The organism is Janthinobacterium sp. C22 (assembly GCF_057919405.1).
The window spans coordinates 5,128,709-5,147,853 of sequence record NZ_CP193659.1 but is presented as its reverse complement, the minus strand read 5'-3'; the positions used below and the strand labels follow the sequence as shown (position 1 = coordinate 5,147,853).

General features: G+C 62.2%; 16 protein-coding genes and 3 pseudogenes. 16 read left to right on the top strand and 3 right to left on the bottom strand.

All coding sequences use genetic code 11. The annotated features are described in order from the left end of the window. Window positions 1-36: 36 nt before the first annotated feature. From ACRHIG_RS24100 to kynU, 3 genes and pseudogenes are all read right to left on the bottom strand, one after another. A pseudogene (locus ACRHIG_RS24100) lies at window positions 37-580 on the bottom strand (RBBP9/YdeN family alpha/beta hydrolase). Window positions 581-594: 14 nt separating this feature from the next. Next, window positions 595-1,482, bottom strand: a complete 888-nt coding sequence (kynA, locus tag ACRHIG_RS24095; protein WP_475413566.1) for a tryptophan 2,3-dioxygenase — start codon at window positions 1,480-1,482, stop codon at window positions 595-597. 8 nt (window positions 1,483-1,490) lie between these two features. Next, window positions 1,491-2,741: a kynureninase gene (kynU, locus tag ACRHIG_RS24090; protein WP_489630865.1), complete on the bottom strand. Its 1,251-nt coding sequence runs from the start codon at window positions 2,739-2,741 to the stop codon at window positions 1,491-1,493. A gap of 606 nt (window positions 2,742-3,347) precedes the next feature. On the opposite strand from kynU, the gene flhD reads away from it, so the two are divergent. The 16 genes and pseudogenes from flhD (at window position 3,348) to ACRHIG_RS24010 (ending at window position 19,110) form a co-directional block, all read left to right on the top strand. Then, the gene (gene flhD / locus ACRHIG_RS24085; protein ID WP_010396649.1) at window positions 3,348-3,665 is read left to right on the top strand and encodes a flagellar transcriptional regulator FlhD; all 318 of its coding nucleotides are present in this window, start codon (window positions 3,348-3,350) and stop codon (window positions 3,663-3,665) included. Window positions 3,666-3,814: 149 nt separating this feature from the next. Further along, on the top strand, window positions 3,815-4,378 hold the full coding sequence (gene flhC, locus ACRHIG_RS24080; protein WP_152282605.1) for a flagellar transcriptional regulator FlhC: 564 nt from the start codon (window positions 3,815-3,817) through the stop codon (window positions 4,376-4,378). Window positions 4,379-4,487: 109 nt separating this feature from the next. Next, entirely contained in the window at window positions 4,488-5,249 is a 762-nt protein-coding gene (locus ACRHIG_RS24075) for an SAM-dependent methyltransferase (RefSeq protein ID WP_489628148.1), read from the top strand. Between the two features lie 218 nt (window positions 5,250-5,467). Next, a complete protein-coding gene (gene motA, locus ACRHIG_RS24070) occupies window positions 5,468-6,328 on the top strand; it encodes a flagellar motor stator protein MotA (protein ID WP_034758373.1) in 861 nt (286 codons plus the stop codon). Between the two features lie 58 nt (window positions 6,329-6,386). After that, window positions 6,387-7,364 (top strand): flagellar motor protein MotB, encoded by a 978-nt coding sequence (gene motB / locus ACRHIG_RS24065; RefSeq protein ID WP_475413563.1) that lies wholly within the window; start codon window positions 6,387-6,389, stop codon window positions 7,362-7,364. A 46-nt stretch (window positions 7,365-7,410) separates the two neighbouring features. Then, entirely contained in the window at window positions 7,411-7,959 is a 549-nt protein-coding gene (locus ACRHIG_RS24060; RefSeq protein WP_034758366.1) for a hypothetical protein, read from the top strand. An 83-nt stretch (window positions 7,960-8,042) separates the two neighbouring features. Then, entirely contained in the window at window positions 8,043-8,408 is a 366-nt protein-coding gene (locus tag ACRHIG_RS24055) for a response regulator (protein WP_034758362.1), read from the top strand. Between the two features lie 43 nt (window positions 8,409-8,451). Next, a complete protein-coding gene (gene cheA, locus ACRHIG_RS24050) occupies window positions 8,452-10,653 on the top strand; it encodes a chemotaxis protein CheA (protein ID WP_489628147.1) in 2,202 nt (733 codons plus the stop codon). A 30-nt stretch (window positions 10,654-10,683) separates the two neighbouring features. Next, on the top strand, window positions 10,684-11,190 hold the full coding sequence (locus ACRHIG_RS24045) for a chemotaxis protein CheW (protein ID WP_034758356.1): 507 nt from the start codon (window positions 10,684-10,686) through the stop codon (window positions 11,188-11,190). A 198-nt stretch (window positions 11,191-11,388) separates the two neighbouring features. Then, a complete protein-coding gene (locus ACRHIG_RS24040; protein WP_489628146.1) occupies window positions 11,389-13,110 on the top strand; it encodes a methyl-accepting chemotaxis protein in 1,722 nt (573 codons plus the stop codon). A gap of 71 nt (window positions 13,111-13,181) precedes the next feature. Beyond that, the gene (locus tag ACRHIG_RS24035; RefSeq protein ID WP_035826600.1) at window positions 13,182-14,054 is read left to right on the top strand and encodes a CheR family methyltransferase; all 873 of its coding nucleotides are present in this window, start codon (window positions 13,182-13,184) and stop codon (window positions 14,052-14,054) included. 9 nt (window positions 14,055-14,063) lie between these two features. After that, a pseudogene (gene cheD, locus ACRHIG_RS24030) lies at window positions 14,064-14,671 on the top strand (chemoreceptor glutamine deamidase CheD). Between the two features lie 107 nt (window positions 14,672-14,778). Beyond that, window positions 14,779-15,849, top strand: coding sequence for a protein-glutamate methylesterase/protein-glutamine glutaminase (locus ACRHIG_RS24025; protein ID WP_475413560.1), 1,071 nt, complete (start codon window positions 14,779-14,781; stop codon window positions 15,847-15,849). Window positions 15,850-15,996: 147 nt separating this feature from the next. After that, window positions 15,997-16,394 (top strand): annotated as a pseudogene (cheY, locus tag ACRHIG_RS24020) (chemotaxis response regulator CheY). Window positions 16,395-16,867: 473 nt separating this feature from the next. Continuing rightward, window positions 16,868-17,332: an SGNH/GDSL hydrolase family protein gene (locus ACRHIG_RS24015; protein WP_489628145.1), complete on the top strand. Its 465-nt coding sequence runs from the start codon at window positions 16,868-16,870 to the stop codon at window positions 17,330-17,332. Beyond that, window positions 17,308-19,110: a hypothetical protein gene (locus tag ACRHIG_RS24010; RefSeq protein WP_489628144.1), complete on the top strand. Its 1,803-nt coding sequence runs from the start codon at window positions 17,308-17,310 to the stop codon at window positions 19,108-19,110. Before ACRHIG_RS24015 ends, ACRHIG_RS24010 begins: the two co-directional genes overlap by 25 nt. Window positions 19,111-19,145: the final 35 nt, after the last annotated feature.

Below are 19,145 nucleotides of genomic sequence, written 5' to 3'. Positions count from 1 at the left end.
AAATGCGCGCACGCGTATCGTGTGCGCGCCTGTGGTTCAGGGCTGGTGCGCGGCGCAGAAGTCCAGCAGCAGCTGTTCGCCGTCCGGCCAGGGCCCGTAGCCCGCATCGCCGTTGATATGGCCGGCGTCGCCGATCATGGTGAAATCGCTGCCCCAGGCGGCGGCAAACGCGCGCCCGCGCGAAGCTGACGTAGGGATCATCGCCGCTGGCCACCACCAGGCTGGGAAACGGCAAGGCTTGCAGCGGCATCGGTGCAAAGCCCGTCGTGCCGGCGGGGTAGGAGGGCGCTTCCACGTCGCTGGGGGCGACGAGGAAGGCGCCGGCGATCCTGTGCGGCGAGCCGCTGGCCGCCCAGTGGGCCACCAGCGTGCAGGCCAGGCTGTGCGCCGCCAGCACGGGCGCTCGCTCGCAGGCGGCGATGGCACGGTCGAGCTCCGCCACCCATTCGTCCTTGTCCGGCGTCTGCCATTCCCCGTGCTGCACGCGCGACCATTGCGGGTGGCGCGCCTCCCAATGGGTTTGCCAGTGCTGCGGCCCGGAATTCCACAGGCCGGCCAGGGTCAGGACGAGAGGCGACATCGATGCTCCTTAAGTTATAACTCCGTGCGCAGGGCGAACAACTCCGGGAACAATACCACGTCGAGCATCTTGCGCAAATAGCTGACGCCCGCCGTGCCGCCCGTGCCCGTCTTGAAGCCGATGATGCGCTCGACCGTCGTCACGTGGCGGAAGCGCCAGAAGCGGAAGGCCGTTTCCAGGTCGACCAGCTTTTCTGCCAGCTCGTACAGGGCCCAGTGTTTCGACGGGTCGCGGTAGACTTCCAGCCACGCCGCCTTGACGGAGGCGTCGGAGGCGGTCGGCAGGGTCCAGTCGGCGTCCAGGCGTTCGGGGGCGATGGGCAGGCCGCTGCGCGCCAGCAGCTTGATGGCTTCGTCGTAGACGGACGGCGCGCGCAGGGCGGCGTCGAGCACCTTGTAGGTGTCGGGAGCCGTCGTATGCACGTTGAGCAGGGCCGCGTTCTTGTTCCCCAAAATGAATTCGATCTCGCGGTACTGGAAGGACTGGAAGCCGGACGAGGCGCCCAGGTAGGGGCGGATGGCCGTGTATTCGGGCGGCGTCATGGTGGCCAGCACGTCCCACGCATGGACCAGCTGGTCCATGATGCGCGCCACGCGGGCCAGCATTTTAAACGCGGGCGCCAGGTCGCCGCTTTGCAGGTTGGCGCGCACGGCGTGCATTTCGTGCAGCATCAGCTTCATCCACAATTCGCTCGTCTGGTGCTGCACGATGAACAGCATCTCGTTGTGGTTGGGGGAGAGCGGATGCTGGGCCGTCAGGATGCGGTCCAGCGCCAGGTAGTTGCCGTAGCTCATCGATTCGCTGAAGTCCATCTGCGCGCCATGCCACTGCGCATCCTGGCCGCCGGCATGCATGGGGCAGCCGCTGGTGTTTTCCTTGTTCATATTCTTGTCGTCGCTCATGGGATGGGTCAGGTGACGGCATCGCGCTTGGCGGCGATGTCGTAGGCTAGTGTGTCGAGGATGTCGCGCAGGATTTCCACGGCATCCCACACCTCGGCAAAACTCGTGTACAGGGGCGTGAAGCCGAAGCGCATGATGGCCGGCTCGCGGTAGTCGCCGATCACGCCGCGCGCGATCAGCGCCTGCATCACGGCATAACCGTGCGGGTGCGTGAAGCTGACCTGGCTGCCGCGCCGCGCATGCTCGCGCGGCGTGACGAGGCCCAGCGGATGGCTGGCGCAGCGCTGTTCCACCAGCGCGATGAACAGATCCGTCAGGGCCAGCGACTTGCGGCGGATGGCTTCCATGCTGGTTTGCGCAAAGATATCGAGGCCGCATTCGACCAGGGCCAGCGAGACGATCGGCTGCGTGCCGCACAGAGCGCGGGCGATGCCGTCGGCAGGCGCGAAGCCCGGGTCCATGGCGAACGGCGTGGCGTGTCCCCACCAGCCGGACAGCGGCTGGCGGAAGCGCGCCTGGTGTTTTGCCGGCACCCAGATGAAGGCGGGCGAGCCGGGGCCGCCGTTCAGGTATTTATAGGTGCAGCCGACGGCCAGGTCGGCGCCGGCGCCGTTCAGGTCCAGCGGCACGGCGCCGGCCGAATGGGCCAGGTCCCACAGCGCCAGCGCGCCCTGCGCGTGGCAATGGCTGCTGATGGCGGCCATGTCGTGCTGGTAGCCGGTGCGGTAGTTCACGTGCGTGAGCATGGCGACGGCGCAATCGGCATCGATGGCTTGCGCCAGTTCGTCCGGGCTGTCGACCAGGCGCAGCTGGTAGCCCCGGTCGAGCCAGGCGGCCAGGCCTTGTGCCATGTACAGGTCGGTGGGGAAGTTGCTGCGTTCGCTGACGATGACGCGCCGCGCGGCCTGCGCGGGATCGCCGGCCTGCATCTGCAGGGCGGCGGCCAGCGCCTTGAACAGGTTGACGGAGGTGGTGTCGGTGATCACCACTTCGCCCGTGCCGGCGCCCAGCAGCGGCGCCAGGCGGTCGCCCAGGCGCTTGGGCAGGTCGAACCAGCCGGCCGTATTCCAGCTGCGGATCAGGTCCGTGCCCCATTCGGCCGTGATGACGTGCTGGGCGCGGGCCAGCGCCGCTTTCGGCCGCGCGCCCAGGGAATTGCCGTCGAGGTAAATCACGCCTTGCGGCAAATCGAATTGCTGGCGCAGGGGCGTCAGGGGATCGTCGAGGTCGCGCGCGCTGCAGTCATGTCGAGAAATCATGGTGGCTTTCATGTTGATACTTGTCTCAATGGCACGATATTGCTTGAAGCTTAAAGTATTGTGCGGAAGCAGGCAGTGTAGCAAATCCACGCCGGAAAGCGGAATTTCCAGCCTGGCTGCAGCGCGAAAAGTGCCTGGCTGCGGGGCGTCAACGAAAAAAATCACGATTTTTAAAAATATTTTCAAATCGCCCTAAAGTTTTGCCAGGCGCCGCCGTCAACGATTACATGAACGGTGTCAAACCGGCCGAAAAAGAATGCGGGTTTTTGAAATATTTTTCAAAAAAGCCCTAAAGTTCCTGCCAAGGCAGCCGTTATCTAGGTAGACAGGCTTGATTCTGATCAAGTTGTTGTAAAAAAGTGATATTTTTTACAGGCCAAAAGTCGGGTAAATCCGTCGCAGAGCCAAGCACCCACATCCGCGCCGTTACTGGCGTGCGACCATGATCGAGCAGTGTTTGTCAGACAAACACCTACGGTCCCATCCGCCATTCCCCGACCAAAAATACAGCGCTGCGCCTCTGTTGCGTTTAATGTTGCTCCTGCAGAATGTATCTCACTGGCAACAAACAATGCTGGCTGAATTCAACGGATTGAGGAGATGGAAATGACTGCTAACGACATGATGGCTGAGATTCGCGACGCTAACCTGAGCTACCTGATGCTGGCGCAGCAAATGATTCGTGCGGACAAGGTAACGGCCATCTTCCGTTTGGGCATTGCCGCCGACATCGCCGAATTGATCGAAGGCATGAGCAATGCGCAGATCCTGAAGCTCGCTGGCGGCAACATGATGCTGGCCCGCTTCCGCTTCGACGACAGCGCCATCCTGGGCATGCTGACGAACTACAATAAAGACCGCTCGCTGGCCCAGTCGCACGCTGCCATCCTGATGGCCGGCCAGGGCGTCGAAGAAATCGCTTAAGGTTCCCATCAAAACGTCCATGGCTGCGTTGCATTGCCTCGCCGTACATTCGTACTGTCTTCGGCAACGCGCCTTGCCCTGAACTTTTTGCCGGCAATCTTTTAGTCAGTATCAGTTAGTCAGTATCAGTCAGTCGCGGAGCACACAGCATGGCCAAGAAAAGTGTCGTATCGGAAGCGCAGGAAATCCAGTTGGCCATCGAATTGATACAGCTGGGCGCACGCCTGCAACTGCTGGAGACGGAAGTCTCGCTGTCGCGCGAACGCCTGCTGAATCTGTACAAGGAATTGAAGGGCGTCTCGCCGCCCAAGGGCATGCTGCCGTTTTCCACCGACTGGTTCCTCACCTGGCAACCGAATATCCATTCCTCGCTGTTCATCAACATCCACAAATTCCTCATCGACCACGCGGGCGCCACCGGCATCGAAGCCGTGATGAAGGCGTATAAGCTGTATCTGGAGCAGATGCCGCCCGAAGCGGGCGAAGAACCGCTGCTGTCGCTGACGCGGGCCTGGACCCTGGTGCGCTTTTTCAGCAGCAAGATGCTGGACATGGCGCCCTGCGGCAAGTGCGGCGGCAAGTTTGTCGTCAACTGCCTCGACCTGAACGCCGATTATGTGTGCGGCCTGTGCCACATGCCTTCGCGCGCCGGCAAGACCAAGAAGGCGCGCGATGAGGCGGCCGCTGTCGCGCCGCCCGGCGTCGTCGCCTGATCCTGCTTCAAGAATAGCCTCAGTGAAAACCGGAGCGGTCGCCAGACCGGACTCCGGTTTTTTCATGGTGCTTTCGCTTACACTGGCGTTTTCCTCCGATGGCTGTCCCATGCTGCAACAAATCCTGCGCGCACCCGCGCTCAAGGCGATCCTGATCCAGGCGCTGGCCTTTCCCTTGATGTTGCTATCGGTATATGGCCTGGCGCGCGCCGGCGCGACCATGCCGCTGCCGGCCGTGGCGCTGGTGCAGGGCGTGCTGGCGGCGCTTCTTACCTGGCGCGCGGGTCTGGCGCGCTGGTGGTGCGCCATCGGCCTGCTGTTTGCGCCCGCCTTGCTGGGCGCCAGCCTGCTCGATTTGCCTCCGGGCGTATTCCTGGCGGCGTTCGTTTTCCTGTTGAGCCTGTACTGGTCCACATTCCGTACGCAAGTGCCGTTTTATCCGTCGGGGCCGAAGGTGTGGCAGGCGGTGGCCGAGCTGATCGCGGACCGGCCCGGCGTGCGGCTGGTCGATATCGGCAGCGGCCTGGGCGGCCTGGTGCTGGACCTGGCGCGGCGCCGGCCCGACGGGCAGTTTTCCGGCATCGAACTGGCGCCGCTGCCGTGGCTGGCCAGCCGCTTGCGCGCGCGGCTGGCGGGTAGCCGCGCGCGCTTCCTGCGCGGCGACTACGAAGGACTCGACTTCGGCCGCTACGATGCCGTGTTTGCCTACCTGTCGCCGGCGGCGATGGCGGCCCTGTGGATCAAGGCGGAAAGGGAGATGTTGCCCGGTAGCATGCTTATTAGTTACGAATTCCGGATCGCCGCGCGCGAGCCCGATAAGACCATCGCCGCCACAGAGGGTGGCCCTTTGCTTTACATATGGTGCTTTTAAGCAATTGTCTGCGTTATTTGCTTGCCCGGAGGGCAATCTCACGTTATTGTAGTTCCACACGGCATTTTCTCGGAATTGCATTGAAAAGCAGCACATTTCAATTAACTTCCGGTTACTTTTTTGCCGCTGTCCTTGCCGGCGGCGCAGCCGCCAGAAGACGGAAACAGGTTTGAACATGCCGGGCGCACAGCCTCGGCCATTATTGGGAGTCAGGGCACTTGTTAGTCATAATCGGATACATCATCGTCTGCGCCTCGGTCTTTGGCGGCTTCGCAATGGCCGGCGGCCATCTGGCGGCGCTGTTCCAGCCGCTGGAGTTGCTGATGATCGGCGGCGCCGCCCTGGGCGCCTTCCTTGTTGGTAACAATAACAAGGCCATCAAGGCGACGATCGCCGCCTTGCCCAGCCTGTTCAAGGGCTCGCGCTATACCAAAGAGCTGTACATGGAACTGATGTCGCTGTTGTTCGAAGTGCTCAGCAAGGTGCGCAAGGAAGGCTTGATGTCGATCGAAGGCGATATCGACAAGCCGGAAGAGAGCCCGCTGTTTTCCAAATACCCGGCCGTGCTGGCCGACCATCACATCGTCGAATTCATGACCGATTACCTGCGCCTGATGGTGTCGGGCAATATGGATGCGTTCCAGATCGAAAACCTGATGGACAACGAAATCGAGACGCACCATCATGAAGGCGCCGTGCCGGCCCACGTGATCGCCAAGGTGGGCGACGGCTTGCCCGCGTTCGGTATCGTCGCCGCCGTGATGGGCGTGGTGCACACGATGGAATCGGTGGGCATACCGCCGGCCGAGCTGGGCATGCTGATCGCGCACGCGCTGGTCGGCACCTTCCTCGGCATCTTGCTGGCCTATGGTTTCGTCGGCCCGCTGGCCAGCCTGCTGGAGCAGAAGCTGGAAGAGTCGAGCAAGATGTTCCAGTGCGTGAAAGTGACCCTGCTGGCCAGCCTGAACGGCTATGCGCCGGCGCTGGCCGTGGAGTTCGGCCGCAAGGTGCTGTTCTCGACCGAGCGCCCGACGTTCAATGAGCTGGAAGACCACATCAAGAAATCGAAAACGAAGTAAGCAGTGAATATACGCCTGGACACCATGAGTCATTTGCAGCACACGGAAGGGGGACGCCATGGCCGATGAAGGCATGCGCCCGATTATCGTCAAGCGTATCAAGAAGACGGCTGGCGGGCACCATGGCGGGGCGTGGAAAATCGCCTACGCCGACTTTGTCACGGCCATGATGGCCTTCTTCCTGCTGATGTGGCTGCTCGGCTCCACCTCGAAGGGCGACTTGAACGGCATTTCCGAATTCTTCAAGACACCGTTGAAAGTGGCCATGGCGGGCGGCTCCGGCAGCGGCGAAAGCAATTCCGTGATCCAGGGCGGCGGCCAGGACCTGTCGCGTCAGGATGGGCAGGTCCGCAAGGCGCAGGAAGAGCAGCAGCGCAAATCGTTCGACCTCAATTCCGCCAAGGCCGCGCTCGAGCGCGAGGAAGGCAAGCGCCTGCAGGCGCTCAAGGCGCGCATCGAAGCGACCATCGACGCCAACCCCCTGCTGAAAAAATACAAGAACCAGTTGCTGCTCGATATCACCAGCGAAGGCTTGCGCATCCAGATCGTCGACGAGCAGAACCGTCCGATGTTTGCGCTCGCCAATGCGAACCTGCAACCGTACACCAAGGAAATCCTGCACGCCATCGGCTCCGTGCTCAATGAAGTGCCGAACCGCATCGGCCTGTCCGGGCATACGGATTCGACGCCCTACATGAGCGATGCCGGCTACAGCAACTGGGAATTGTCGGCCGACCGCGCGAATGCGTCGCGGCGCGAACTGGTGATCGGCGGCATGAAGGAAGAAAAGGTCTTGCGCGTGGTGGGCCTGGGTTCGGCCGCGCACCTGGACAAGCTCGATCCCTTCAATCCGATCAACCGGCGCATCAGCATCATCGTCATGAACAAGCGCACGGAAGAAAATGTCCTGCGCGATGGCGCGGCGATCGAATTGCCGGTGACCGATGCCGCTTCCGCCGCTGTCGCTTCCGGGCTGGCGGCCGGCGCGCCGCCCGCGGCGGCGCCAGTCCCCGCCCCGGCAGCGGCGAAAAAATAACACGCAAGGCTGTCGACGCGTGGTGTATTGAAACAATGAGACCTTTATGACAAGAAAGAAAATACTTGGCTCGCATGTAAAGCGCCTGCTGTCTGGCGTGTCGGACCATGGCCGCAAGCACTTGACGGAGGTGGAAACCGACCTGGTGCAGACCGGCATCTTGCTGGAAGAGGCGATCGAGAAGCTGTCCTTCAATTTCATGGCGATACACGCAGCCGTCGCTGCGCAGCAAGACACGATCGCCTTGCTGCTCGACGGCGGTATTCCTGCCGAGCAGCAGCGGGAAAAACTGCTGGCCTTGCAGGATGAGGTGGGGGGCTATGTGAATGCCGCCATCACCAGCCTGCAGTTCCAGGACATGACCAGCCAGCTGATCGAGCGCACCTTGAAGCGCGTGACGGGCTTGCGCGAGTTCCTCGGGACCCTGGGCGAGCATGGCGCGGAGATGTTGCCGGAGAGCGACAATGAAGAAATTGTCGCCTTGCTGGGGCGGGTCAGCATGGCGCTGGCGATTCAAAGCCTGGAGTTGCGCAGCGTGCTGCGCAAGGCTGTCAGTCAACAGCATTTGGAAAGCGGCGACATCGAGCTGTTCTAGCATGCCAGTGCGGAGCGCTTGTGGTTGCATGGATTGATTAATCAAATACTCGGGCAGGATGCCCGGAATAAGTGGGAGCAAAGATGGCCAAAACGATACTTGCAGTGGACGATTCCAGCTCATTGCGCCAGATGGTGGCGTTCAGCCTGAAAGCCGCCGGTTACCAGGTGGTGGAGGCCGTCGACGGTCAGGATGGACTGGAAAAAGCCAAGCTGCAAACCGTGGACCTGGTATTGACGGACCAGAACATGCCGCGCATGGATGGCCTGGAGCTGATCAAGCTGCTGCGCGAACTGCCGACCTACCAGAAGGTACCCATCCTGATGCTGACGACGGAGTCGTCGGACGAGATGAAATCGAAGGGACGTGCCGCCGGCGCCAATGGCTGGCTGGTCAAGCCGTTCGATCCGCAACGCCTGATCGAAGTGGTCAAGAAGGTGATCGGCTGATGCCAGCCGCGCAGCACAACGATGCAATTGACGGAGTCACCCTATGACCATCGATATTAGCCAGTTTTTTCAGGTCTTTTTCGATGAGGCCGAAGAACTGCTGGCTGAAAAAGAACGGCTGCTGCTGGCCGTTGATATTGCGGCGCCCGACGCCGAAGATCTGAATGCCATTTTCCGCACCGCCCACTCGATCAAGGGCGGCGCATCGACGTTCGGCCTCTCCGACATGAGCGAGGTGACGCACATCCTCGAGTCGCTGCTCGACCGCATCCGCCAGGGCCAGATGGCCCTGACGGCGGAACACGTCGACGCCTTCTTGGCGGCCAAGGATATCCTCAAGATGCAGCTCGACGGCCATCGTCTGGGCAGCGCCGTCGACCAGGATGCCGTGGCCAACGTGCGCATGATGCTGCAGTCGTTCTCGCAGGACGTGCCGGTGGCCGCGCTCACGCCCGTCGCACCGGCCTTCCATACGGCGGAAAAGGCCGCCGTCAGCCATGCCGGCGGCCATCGCATCCGCCTGGAGCTGCCGGCCATGGAGCCGCGCGAAGTCGATGCGCTGGCGGCCGAACTGGGCTTGCTGGGCGACGTCGCCGTATCCAGCCTGCCCGACGCGCGCAAGGTGCTGGAAGTGACGACGCATGAAAGCCTGGACGATATCCTGGCCATCTGCTCGTTCGTGCTCAATCCCGACGACATGGTGATCACGCAGGCGCCGCCGCTGGCGCCGGGCGAAGCCGATGCGGCCCGCGCGGCGCAGGAAAAGGCCCAGGGCTACGGTTTCTTCGACCCGCTGCCAGGCGCGCCTGCAGCACAGGGCGCGACGGACCCCGGCTACGGCTTCTTCCAGCCGATCGAGGATATCCGCGCCGCCGCCGGCGTGCAGAGCGACGCCGAACAGGGCTACGGTTTCTTCCAGCCGCTCGAACAGATCCGCGCCGACGCCGCCAAGGCGGGCAACGCCAGCGCCGCCGTCGCGCCGGCCGTGGCGAGCGCCGTGGCCGAAGCGGAGCAGGAAAAGAAACCGGCCAAGAAAGAGGGCGACAAGGCCGGCGCCGAATCGTCGTCGATCCGCGTCTCGATCGAGAAAGTCGACCAGCTGATCAACCTGGTGGGCGAGCTGGTGATCACGCAGGCGATGATCGAGCAGCGCGCCAGCGCGCTCGACCCGATGCTGCATGAAAAACTGCTCGACAGCGTCAGCCACCTGACGCGCAATACGCGCGACTTGCAGGAAGCGGTGATGTCGATCCGCATGATGCCGATGGATTTCGTCTTTTCGCGCTTCCCGCGCATGGTGCGCGACCTGGCCACCAAGTTGGGCAAGAAGGTCGATTTCATCACGAATGGCGCCGCCACGGAACTGGACAAGGGTCTCATCGAGCGCATCGTCGATCCGCTCACGCACCTGGTGCGCAACAGCATCGACCATGGCGTGGAAATGCCGGCCGCCCGCGTGGCAGCCGGCAAGACCGAGGCGGGACGTCTGTTCCTCTCGGCCAGCCACCAGGGCGGCAACATCATCATCGAAGTGTCCGATGACGGCGCGGGACTGAACCGCGAGCGCATCCTGGCCAAGGCCGCGCAGCAGGGCCTGGACGTGTCAGAGTCGATGAGCGACGCCGAAGTGTGGCAGCTGATTTTCGCGCCCGGCTTTTCCACCGCCGAAGCCGTCACCGACGTGTCGGGCCGCGGCGTGGGCATGGATGTCGTCAAGCGCAATATCAGCGCCATGGGCGGCGTCGTCGACATCCGTTCGGCCAAGGGTTTCGGCACGACGATTTCCATTTCGCTGCCGCTGACCCTGGCCATCCTGGACGGCATGTCGATCCGCGTCGGCGACGAAGTGTATATTTTACCGCTGGGTTTTGTCATCGAATCCCTGCAGCCGGCCGTTGAGGACATCAAGGACATCAGCGGCAAGGGGCAGGTGGTGAAAGTGCGCGGCGAATATCTGCCCTTGATCCCGCTGTACCAGATGTTCGACATCGCGCCGCGCTTTACCAGTCCCTCGGAAGGCATCTGCGTGATCCTCGAGACGGAAGGGCGCAAGGCGGCCCTGTTTGTCGACGACCTGGTGGGGCAGCAGCAGGTCGTGGTGAAAAACCTCGAATCGAATTACCGCAAGGTGGTGGGCATTTCCGGCGCCACCATCCTGGGCGATGGCGGCGTGTCGCTGATTCTCGATGTCGCCGCCCTGATCCGTTCCTCTCGCCAGCTGGCCGACGAGTCCATTTTTTCGTAATACCGATAGATAAAGATAGGAAAACGCACCATGTCAGATACTCAACAAACATCCGGAAGCAATGCGGGCGACGGCAAGGACATCGCCGGCCGTGAATTCCTGGCCTTCACCCTGGGCTCCGAAGAGTACGGCATCGATATCCTGAAGGTCCAGGAGATCCGTGGTTACGAAGCGGTCACCCGCATCGCCAACGCGCCTGAATTCATCAAGGGCGTGATCAACCTGCGCGGCATCATCATCCCCGTGGTCGACATGCGCATCAAGTTCAACCTGGGCACGCCCGTGTACGACCAGTTCACGGTGGTGATCATCCTGAACATCGGCGGCCGCATCGTCGGCATGGTGGTCGACAGCGTTTCCGACGTCACCACCCTGACGCCGGAGCAGGTCAAGCCGGCGCCGGAAATGGGCACCGCCTTCTCGACCGACTACATGATCGGCCTGGGCACCATCGACGAGCGCATGCTGATCCTGGTCGACATCGACAAGCTGATGTCGAGCAGCGAGATGGGCCTGATCGACAAGCTGGCGGCGTAAGCGGCAGCAAGCAGGCAGCAAGGCGGCGCCCGGTGCGCCGCCGTATGGCCACGCAAAGAATCACTACAGATATGCATGTACCAGCGCGAGCAGTCGCTAGAGGCGCGCCGGCAGGCTGCAAGGTCCGACAGAGACCCGGCCATAACACGGCGCCGTCCGGTTGAACGGGCGCCGTTCACATAAATATTGGAGACTGTAATGAGTTTGCGCGATTTCAAGATAGGCACCCGGCTGGGGATAGGTTTTGGCAGCATCCTCGCCATCCTGGTGGTGGTGATCGTTTCGGCGAATGCCCTGAATTACCGTAACAAGGCCCAGTTGCTCTCGGGCCTGGAGCTGGCAAGCGAAAAGAATACGCAGGCGTCGCTGATGAAAAGCGCGATGCTGGAAACCGGCATCGCCATGCGCAATATCGGCCTGCAGGGCGATGTGGGCCTGATGCAGGTGGAAGAGGGCAAAGTGCGCGAGCAGCGCAAGCTGTACGACGGCGCGCGCGGCAAGCTGGCCACCTTGGGCCTGTCCGATGGCGAGAAGGCGCTGCTGGCCAACATCGCCAAGGCCGACGGCGAAGTCGATGCCGCATTCAAGGAGGCGATGGGGCAGGTGCTGGCGTTTAACAGCGAGGGCGCGGCGAAGGTGATCGCCACCCGCATCGACCCCTTGAACAAGGCGACCCTGGCCGATATCAACAAGCTGCTCGACTTGCAGCATGTGGCGCAGCAAAGCTTCATGGGCGATTCGCTGGCGGCCGATGCGCGCCTGATGACGGTACTGTTCATCCTGGGCGGGGCGGCGGTGGCGATCGGCGCCTGGTGCGCCATCTTCATCACGCGCTCGATCACGGTGCCGCTGTCGGGCGCCCTGGCCGTGGCGCAGAAAGTGGCTGCCGGCGAGCTGACCTCGCGCGTGGTGGTCGAGGGCAAGGATGAAACGAGCGCCCTGCAGCAGGCATTGAAGGACATGAACGCGAGCCTGGTGCAGACGGTCAGCGACGTGCGCACGGGAACCGACACCATCACCGTGGCGTCGCGCGAGATCGCCAGCGGCAATGCGGACCTGTCGGCGCGCACGGAAACGCAGGCCAGTTCGCTCGAAGAGACGGCATCGTCGATGGAAGAGCTGACGTCGACCGTGAAGCAGAATGCGGATAACGCGCGCCAGGCCAACCAGCTGGCCGTGTCGGCGTCGTCGGTGGCGGAGCAGGGCGGCAAGGTGGTGGCGCAAGTGGTCGACACGATGGGTTCCATCAAGGACAGTTCGCGCAAGATCGTCGATATCATCGGCGTCATCGACGGCATTGCGTTCCAGACGAATATCCTGGCGCTGAATGCGGCCGTCGAAGCGGCGCGCGCGGGCGAACAGGGACGCGGTTTTGCGGTGGTGGCGTCGGAGGTGCGCAATCTGGCCCAACGATCGGCCGGCGCGGCGAAGGAAATCAAGGGCCTGATCGGCGACTCGGTCGACAAGGTCGATGCCGGCAGCCGCCTGGTGGACGAAGCGGGACAGACCATGGGCCTGATCGTCACGTCGATCCGGCAGGTGGCCGACATCATGGGCGAGATCACGGCGGCGACGCAGGAACAGAGCCATGGCATCGAGGAAGTGAACCAGGCCATCGCGCAGATGGACCAGATGACGCAGCAAAATGCGGCGCTGGTCGAGGAAGCGGCGGCGGCGGCCGAAAGCATGCAGGACCAGGCGCAGAAACTGGCCGACGCCGTCAGCATCTTCAAGCTGGACGGCGAGAGCGCGGCGCAGGCGGCCATGCCCGCGCCCGCGCCAGTAGTCAAAGCGGCGGCACGGCCGGCGCCTGCAGTGGCGGCAACTACACGGCGGTTGGCAAAGACGGCGCAAGCCGGCACACCACCGCCGGCGAAAAAGCTGGCGGCGGCCGGCGGCGACGATTGGGAAGAGTTCTGACGCCGACCCGGTCCCGCTAGTTATACTTGCAAAGGCATTGGTCAGAGTAGTCATAGAGAGGTAAAAACAAAATGCCGCAAACTAAAACGGATTCGGTCAAGGAATTTGATTTCACTGGCAAGGACTTCGAACGGGTCCGCGCCATGATTTACAAGCGGGCCGGCATCGCGCTGGCCGACAGCAAGCAGGAGATGGTGTACAGCCGCCTGGCCAGGCGCCTGCGCGCGACGGGCATCTCCTCGTTCGTCCGCTACCTGGACGACCTGGAGGCGGGCCGCATGGGCGACGAATGGGAAGCGTTCACGAATGCGCTGACGACCAACCTGACGTCGTTCTTCCGCGAGGCGCATCACTTCCCGCTGCTGGCCGAGCATGTGAAAAAACTGAGCGGGCCGATCACCATCTGGTGTTCGGCCAGTTCCACCGGCGAAGAGCCGTATTCGATCGCCATGACGGTGTGCGAGGCGTTCAATACGCTCACGCCGCCGGTCACCATCATCGCCACGGACATCGACACGAACGTGCTGGCCACGGCCGCCAATGGCGTCTACAACCTGGACCGGCTCGACAAGATGCCGGCCGACCGCGCGCGGCGTTTCTTCTTGCGCGGCAAGGGCGACCGCGAAGGGCAGGTGCGGGTGCGCCCGGAACTGCGCCAGATGATCACCTTCAAGCCGCTCAACCTGCTGGCCGACGGCTGGCCGTTGACGGGCCAGTTCGACGTCATCTTTTGCCGTAACGTGATGATTTATTTTGACAAGGCGACGCAGCGCAAGATCCTGTCGCGCTTTGTGCCCTTGATGAAGCCCGATGCCCTGCTGTTCGCGGGCCATTCGGAGAATTTTCTGTACGTGTCGGATTCATTGAAGCTGCGCGGTAAAACAGTCTATGAGCTCGATCAGCCTCGGGGCGCCGCGCCCAAGGCATCGTCGCATCGTACATGAGAGTGAGATATGAGCCTGGAATCCAAAGAGCAATTCGCCACTAACGTCTATTACGACAGGACGTTCAATTGTGACGCCGCCAAGATCTTGCCTGGTGAGTATTACTTTACCAACAAGGACATGCTGATCGTCACCGTGCTCGGCTCCTGCGTCTCGGCCTGCATCCGCGACCGTGTCACGGGCCTGGGCGGCATGAACCATTTCATGCTGCCCGACGGCGGCAGCGATCCGAACAGCCCGATTTCCGCGTCGATGCGCTATGGCACCTATGCCATGGAAATCCTGATCAACGATTTGCTGAAGGCCGGCGCGCGGCGCGAGAACATGGAAGCGAAAGTGTTCGGCGGCGGCGCCGTGCTGCGCGGCTTCACGGCGATCAACGTGGGCGAGCGCAATGCGGCCTTCGTCATCAATTACCTGAAGGCGGAAAAGATGCGCGTGGTGGCCGAAGACCTCAACGACATCCACCCGCGCAAGGTGTATTTCTTCCCCGCAGCGGCAAGGTGCTGGTGAAAAAGCTGATGCAGACGCACAACGATACGCTGGTGCGCCGCGAACTCGATTACGCCAGCCGCCTCAAGGTCGCGCCGGTGGGCGGCGAGGTCGAACTGTTCTAGTGACAGCGGACCAAACCTGCTGCGCGTCGCGCTGTGCGGCTTGCGCCGGTTTTGTCCGTTTACTAATTTAATAAAGAATAAGGGCCGCAAGGCCTGGAAGGATATTTATGAAGATCAAGGTATTGATCGTGGATGACTCGGCGCTGATCCGCAGCGTCATGACGGAAATCGTGAACAGCCAGCCCGACATGGAAGTGGTGGGGGCGGCGCCCGATCCGCTGGTGGCGCGCGAGATGATCAAGCAGACCAACCCCGACGTGCTGACCCTCGATGTCGAGATGCCGAAGATGGATGGCCTGGACTTCCTGGAAAAGCTGATGCGCTTGCGCCCGATGCCGGTGCTGATGGTGTCGTCGCTGACCGAGCGCGGTTCGGAAATCACCATGCGCGCGCTGGAACTGGGTGCCGTCGATTTCGTCACCAAGCCGAAGATTTCCATCCAGAGCGGCATGCGCGAGTACACGGACATGATCGCCGACAAGATCCGCGCCGCCTCGAAGGCGCGCATCCGCGCGCGCACCCTGCCGTCGGCCGGCGACAAGGCGGCCGCGCCGCTGCCTGCGCTGCGCAGCCCGTTGACGTCGAGCGAGAAGCTGATCATCGTGGGCGCCTCGACGGGCGGCACGGAAGCGATCCGCGAATTCCTCATGCAGATGCCGTCCGATTGCCCCGGCATCCTGATCACGCAGCACATGCCGGAAGGCTTTACGCGCTCGTTTGCGCGCCGCCTCGATTCGCTGTGCAAGATCTCGGTGCAGGAAGCGGCGGGCGGCGAACGCGTGCTGCCCGGCCACGCCTATATCGCACCCGGCCATTCGCACCTGACACTGACGCGCAGCGGCGCCAACTACATGACCAAGATCGACCAGGGCGAACCGGTGAACCGCCACCGCCCGTCCGTCGATGTGCTGTTCCGTTCGGCCGCGCAATCGGCCGGGAAAAATGCCGTCGGCGTGATCCTTACCGGCATGGGCAAGGACGGCGCACAAGGCATGTTGGAGATGAAGGCCGCAGGAGCGTATAATTTTGCGCAGGATGAAGCCAGTTGCGTGGTGTTCGGCATGCCGCGCGAGGCGATCGCCGTCGGCGCTACGCATGAGGTCGGCGCTCTGACGGCGCTGCCTGGCATGGTGCTGGGACACCTGGCGGCGCACGGCATGCGTGCTTTGCGCGTGTAAGCCACGTTTTATATGATCTGAGGCAAGTTTGTTCGCCTAAAAGCAACGAAAATGCTATCCTACAACTTGCTGCCGTAGTGTCGACCATAATGTCGGCATTCATGTCGATATTATTAACAAACCGCTACAGAAACAACGGAGTTATTCATGGCTGATCCAAAGATGAAATTTTTAGTCGTTGACGATTTTTCGACGATGCGCCGCATTGTCCGGAATCTGTTGAAGGAACTGGGTTATGCCAACGTCGATGAGGCGGAAGACGGCGTGATGGGCCTGGCCAAGCTGCGCGCGGAATCGTTCGATTTCGTCGTCTCGGACTGGAACATGCCGAACATGGATGGCCTGACGATGCTGCAGCATATCCGCGCCGATCCCGCACTGGCCAAGCTGCCCGTGCTGATGGTGACCGCCGAAGCGAAAAAGAAAACATCATCGCCGCCGCGCAAGCCGGCGCCAGCGGTTATGTCGTCAAGCCGTTCACGGCCGCGACCCTCGATGAAAAGCTGAACAAGATTTTCGAGAAGCTGGAAAAGGCCGGCGCCTGATCACGGTTTGATTTGCTTCAAGAAAAACGCTGCCGGTGCGAACTGGCGGCGTTTTTTTATCTCTTTTTCGTAAACGGCCTTCCTGGCGCTTCGCCGCCACCGCGGCATCAGTGTCGACGGAAATATCGTGCCCGGGTTGGGCGAGGTCCGCATGCGGATTGCAAGCCGCCCGTTGAACGAAGGCAGCTTGGGCAGTCCTCCGAGATGATGCCGCTACCCGGCGGCGTGATGCGATCATCGATCAAATCAGCACTGCGCTCAAGACATCCCTGCGCGGATGCCGCCCCTGGCTGCCGATGCCGGATTTTTTTACATTCCCGCCGCACTGGTCCGTTGAGCCAAATAAATACATTGAAAAATCAACCACTTGCGGCGAATGGCACAGGCTTTGCATAGTTCGGCCTGGCGCACCAGCCCAGCAGATCGTTGGACTTGGCGCTACTTCGATGCCCTGCAGCCCGTCCGGAGGATTTATGCCCCGCAATTTCCCCATCCAAGCCATCCTGTTTTCATGGACGCGGCAGATCCTGCGCGCCTTCATCTTGCTGTGGTGGCTGAGCGCGGCATCGCTCGCCTGCGCGGACGAGCCGCCACTGCAGATCAAAGTGATGCCGCTGGGTGATTCGCTGACGGCCGGCTATCCCTTGAGGCCGGAGCGCAGCTACCGGCTGAAGCTGCTCACCGACCTGCTGGCGGCCGGCAAGAAAATCGACTACGTCGGCGGCGGTCATGACCCCGTCGACCCGCCCAACTACCTTGCCCATCAAGGCGCCGTGGGCGCCACGGTCGCCGATATCACCGGCGCGGCAGCATGGAACACCTTCCAGCCGGCCATCATCCTGCTGATGGCCGGCACCAACGATTTCAGGCAAATCGACATCCGCTCCGGTTTCGGCCCCTGGGCCTGGTCGCCTTGGCCAGCGAGCTTGCCACGCTGATCCAGAAAATCAACAAGGACTATCAGGACCGCGGAGAGAAAGTGGAGATCTTTGTCTCGTCCATCCCGCCGATGGGCTATCCCCTCGACGGCACCGGGCCAAAGGTAACGCATACCCTGCTCGATTACCTGAAATCACAAGGACTCTCGTTTGAAATAGTCGGCGGCCAAAGCGGCGCGGTCGATCAGGCGAAGTTCACCAGCGCGGTGAACGCCTTCCTGAACCGCAAGAAATTAAATCCTGATCTGGGCAGTATCTTCCGCGCGGCAGATGCTGACGGCGATGCCGTCCTGGCGGAGAGCGAGTACGAGGTTGCGCTCCGCTTGCTGGGCGAATTCATTCTGAACAAATACATTGGCGACTACAACAACAATGTCCGCACGCTGGCAACGGAGCGTAACAATACCCATTTTGTGGACACCGGCGCGCAACTGACGCTGGCGGACTTCACGGACGGCACCCATCCGGCCACCCAGCAGGGCTACGACAAGCTGGCGCCCGCCTGGTTCGCCTCCCTGCAGGCATTTTTCGCCAGCAATACGCATTACTGGATCAATGGCAGCGGTTTCTGGGAAGAAGGCAATAACTGGTCCGACACTCCGGACGGGACGGGCGGCACCGTCCAGCCGACGGGCGGGACAGTGTATCTGCTGCAGCATGACGATATTGACCGGACCGTGACGCGCGACAGCGCCGCGGCGCCGGCCCAGCTGCTCGACCTCAGGATCGATGCCAGCGGCAGCGGCAACATGACGCTACGCGCGCAGGCGGACCTGGAAGCCATGCTGACCGCCGTCGGAATAGCCGGCAAAGGCCGGCTGGAACAGACCGAAGGAACCATGATCACGCCGACCCTGGTGCTCGGCGCAACGGCGGGCAGTTCAGGCGTCTACGTGCTCGACGGCGTGGACGCCACGCTCAGGTCCGAGGTGGAGGATATCGGCTTTAACGGCAGCGGCAGCTTTACACAGGACAATGGCAGCAACGAGGTGCTGCGCCGCCTGACCCTGGGCTACGGCGCCGGCGGTGTCGGCAGCTACACCTTGAACCAGGGCATCCTGTCCAGCAACGAAGAATGGGTGGGCATCGATGGCACTGGCGTGTTCATCCAGAATGGCGGCACCCACCAGATCGAAGCCAAGGGTCCGATTCTCAGCGGCTTCGAGGGCACGCTGTCGATCGGCGGCGGGCATAGCGCCTACACGCTGGCGCGCGGCGCCCTGAGCGCGCTGTTTATCTACAACAACGGCACCTTCGACTACACCGGCGGCACACTCCAAGCCCAGTTCGTCAATAACGGCGTGTTGCGGCTACGGGGCATACGCCAGATCAAGGGCGACCTGTTTTTGCCGTTTAACGGGCAGATCCAGCTGCCGGACGCCTTTGCCAGCAGCAACCCGACGCGGCTCGAGGTCGCGGCCGGCGCGGAGCTGGAGGGCGAGATCTATGTGACGCTGGCCCCCGGCGTCACGCTCCGGCCGGGCGACAGCACCGAAATCCTGCGCGCGGGCGGTGGCATCTCACCCGTGCCGGGCGTGCTGCGCCTGCCCTTGCTTCCAGGCAAACTCATCTTGCGCGGAGAGTTAGTCGAGCAAAACCATGCGCTGCGCATCACGGTCGGCGAGGTCAACTGTGCCGACGTGGCGCAGGTCCGCCTCAGACTGGGACAGCGGGGCCCCCGCTTGAATGGCGACGTCAACAACGATGGCGTGGTCGATGTGCGGGACCTGGCCTTGATCGCGCGCAAGCTGCCGGCAGGCACCACTTGCCCGTTTTGATTCAAATCCAACCCGAACCTGAAGAGGAGCACAAC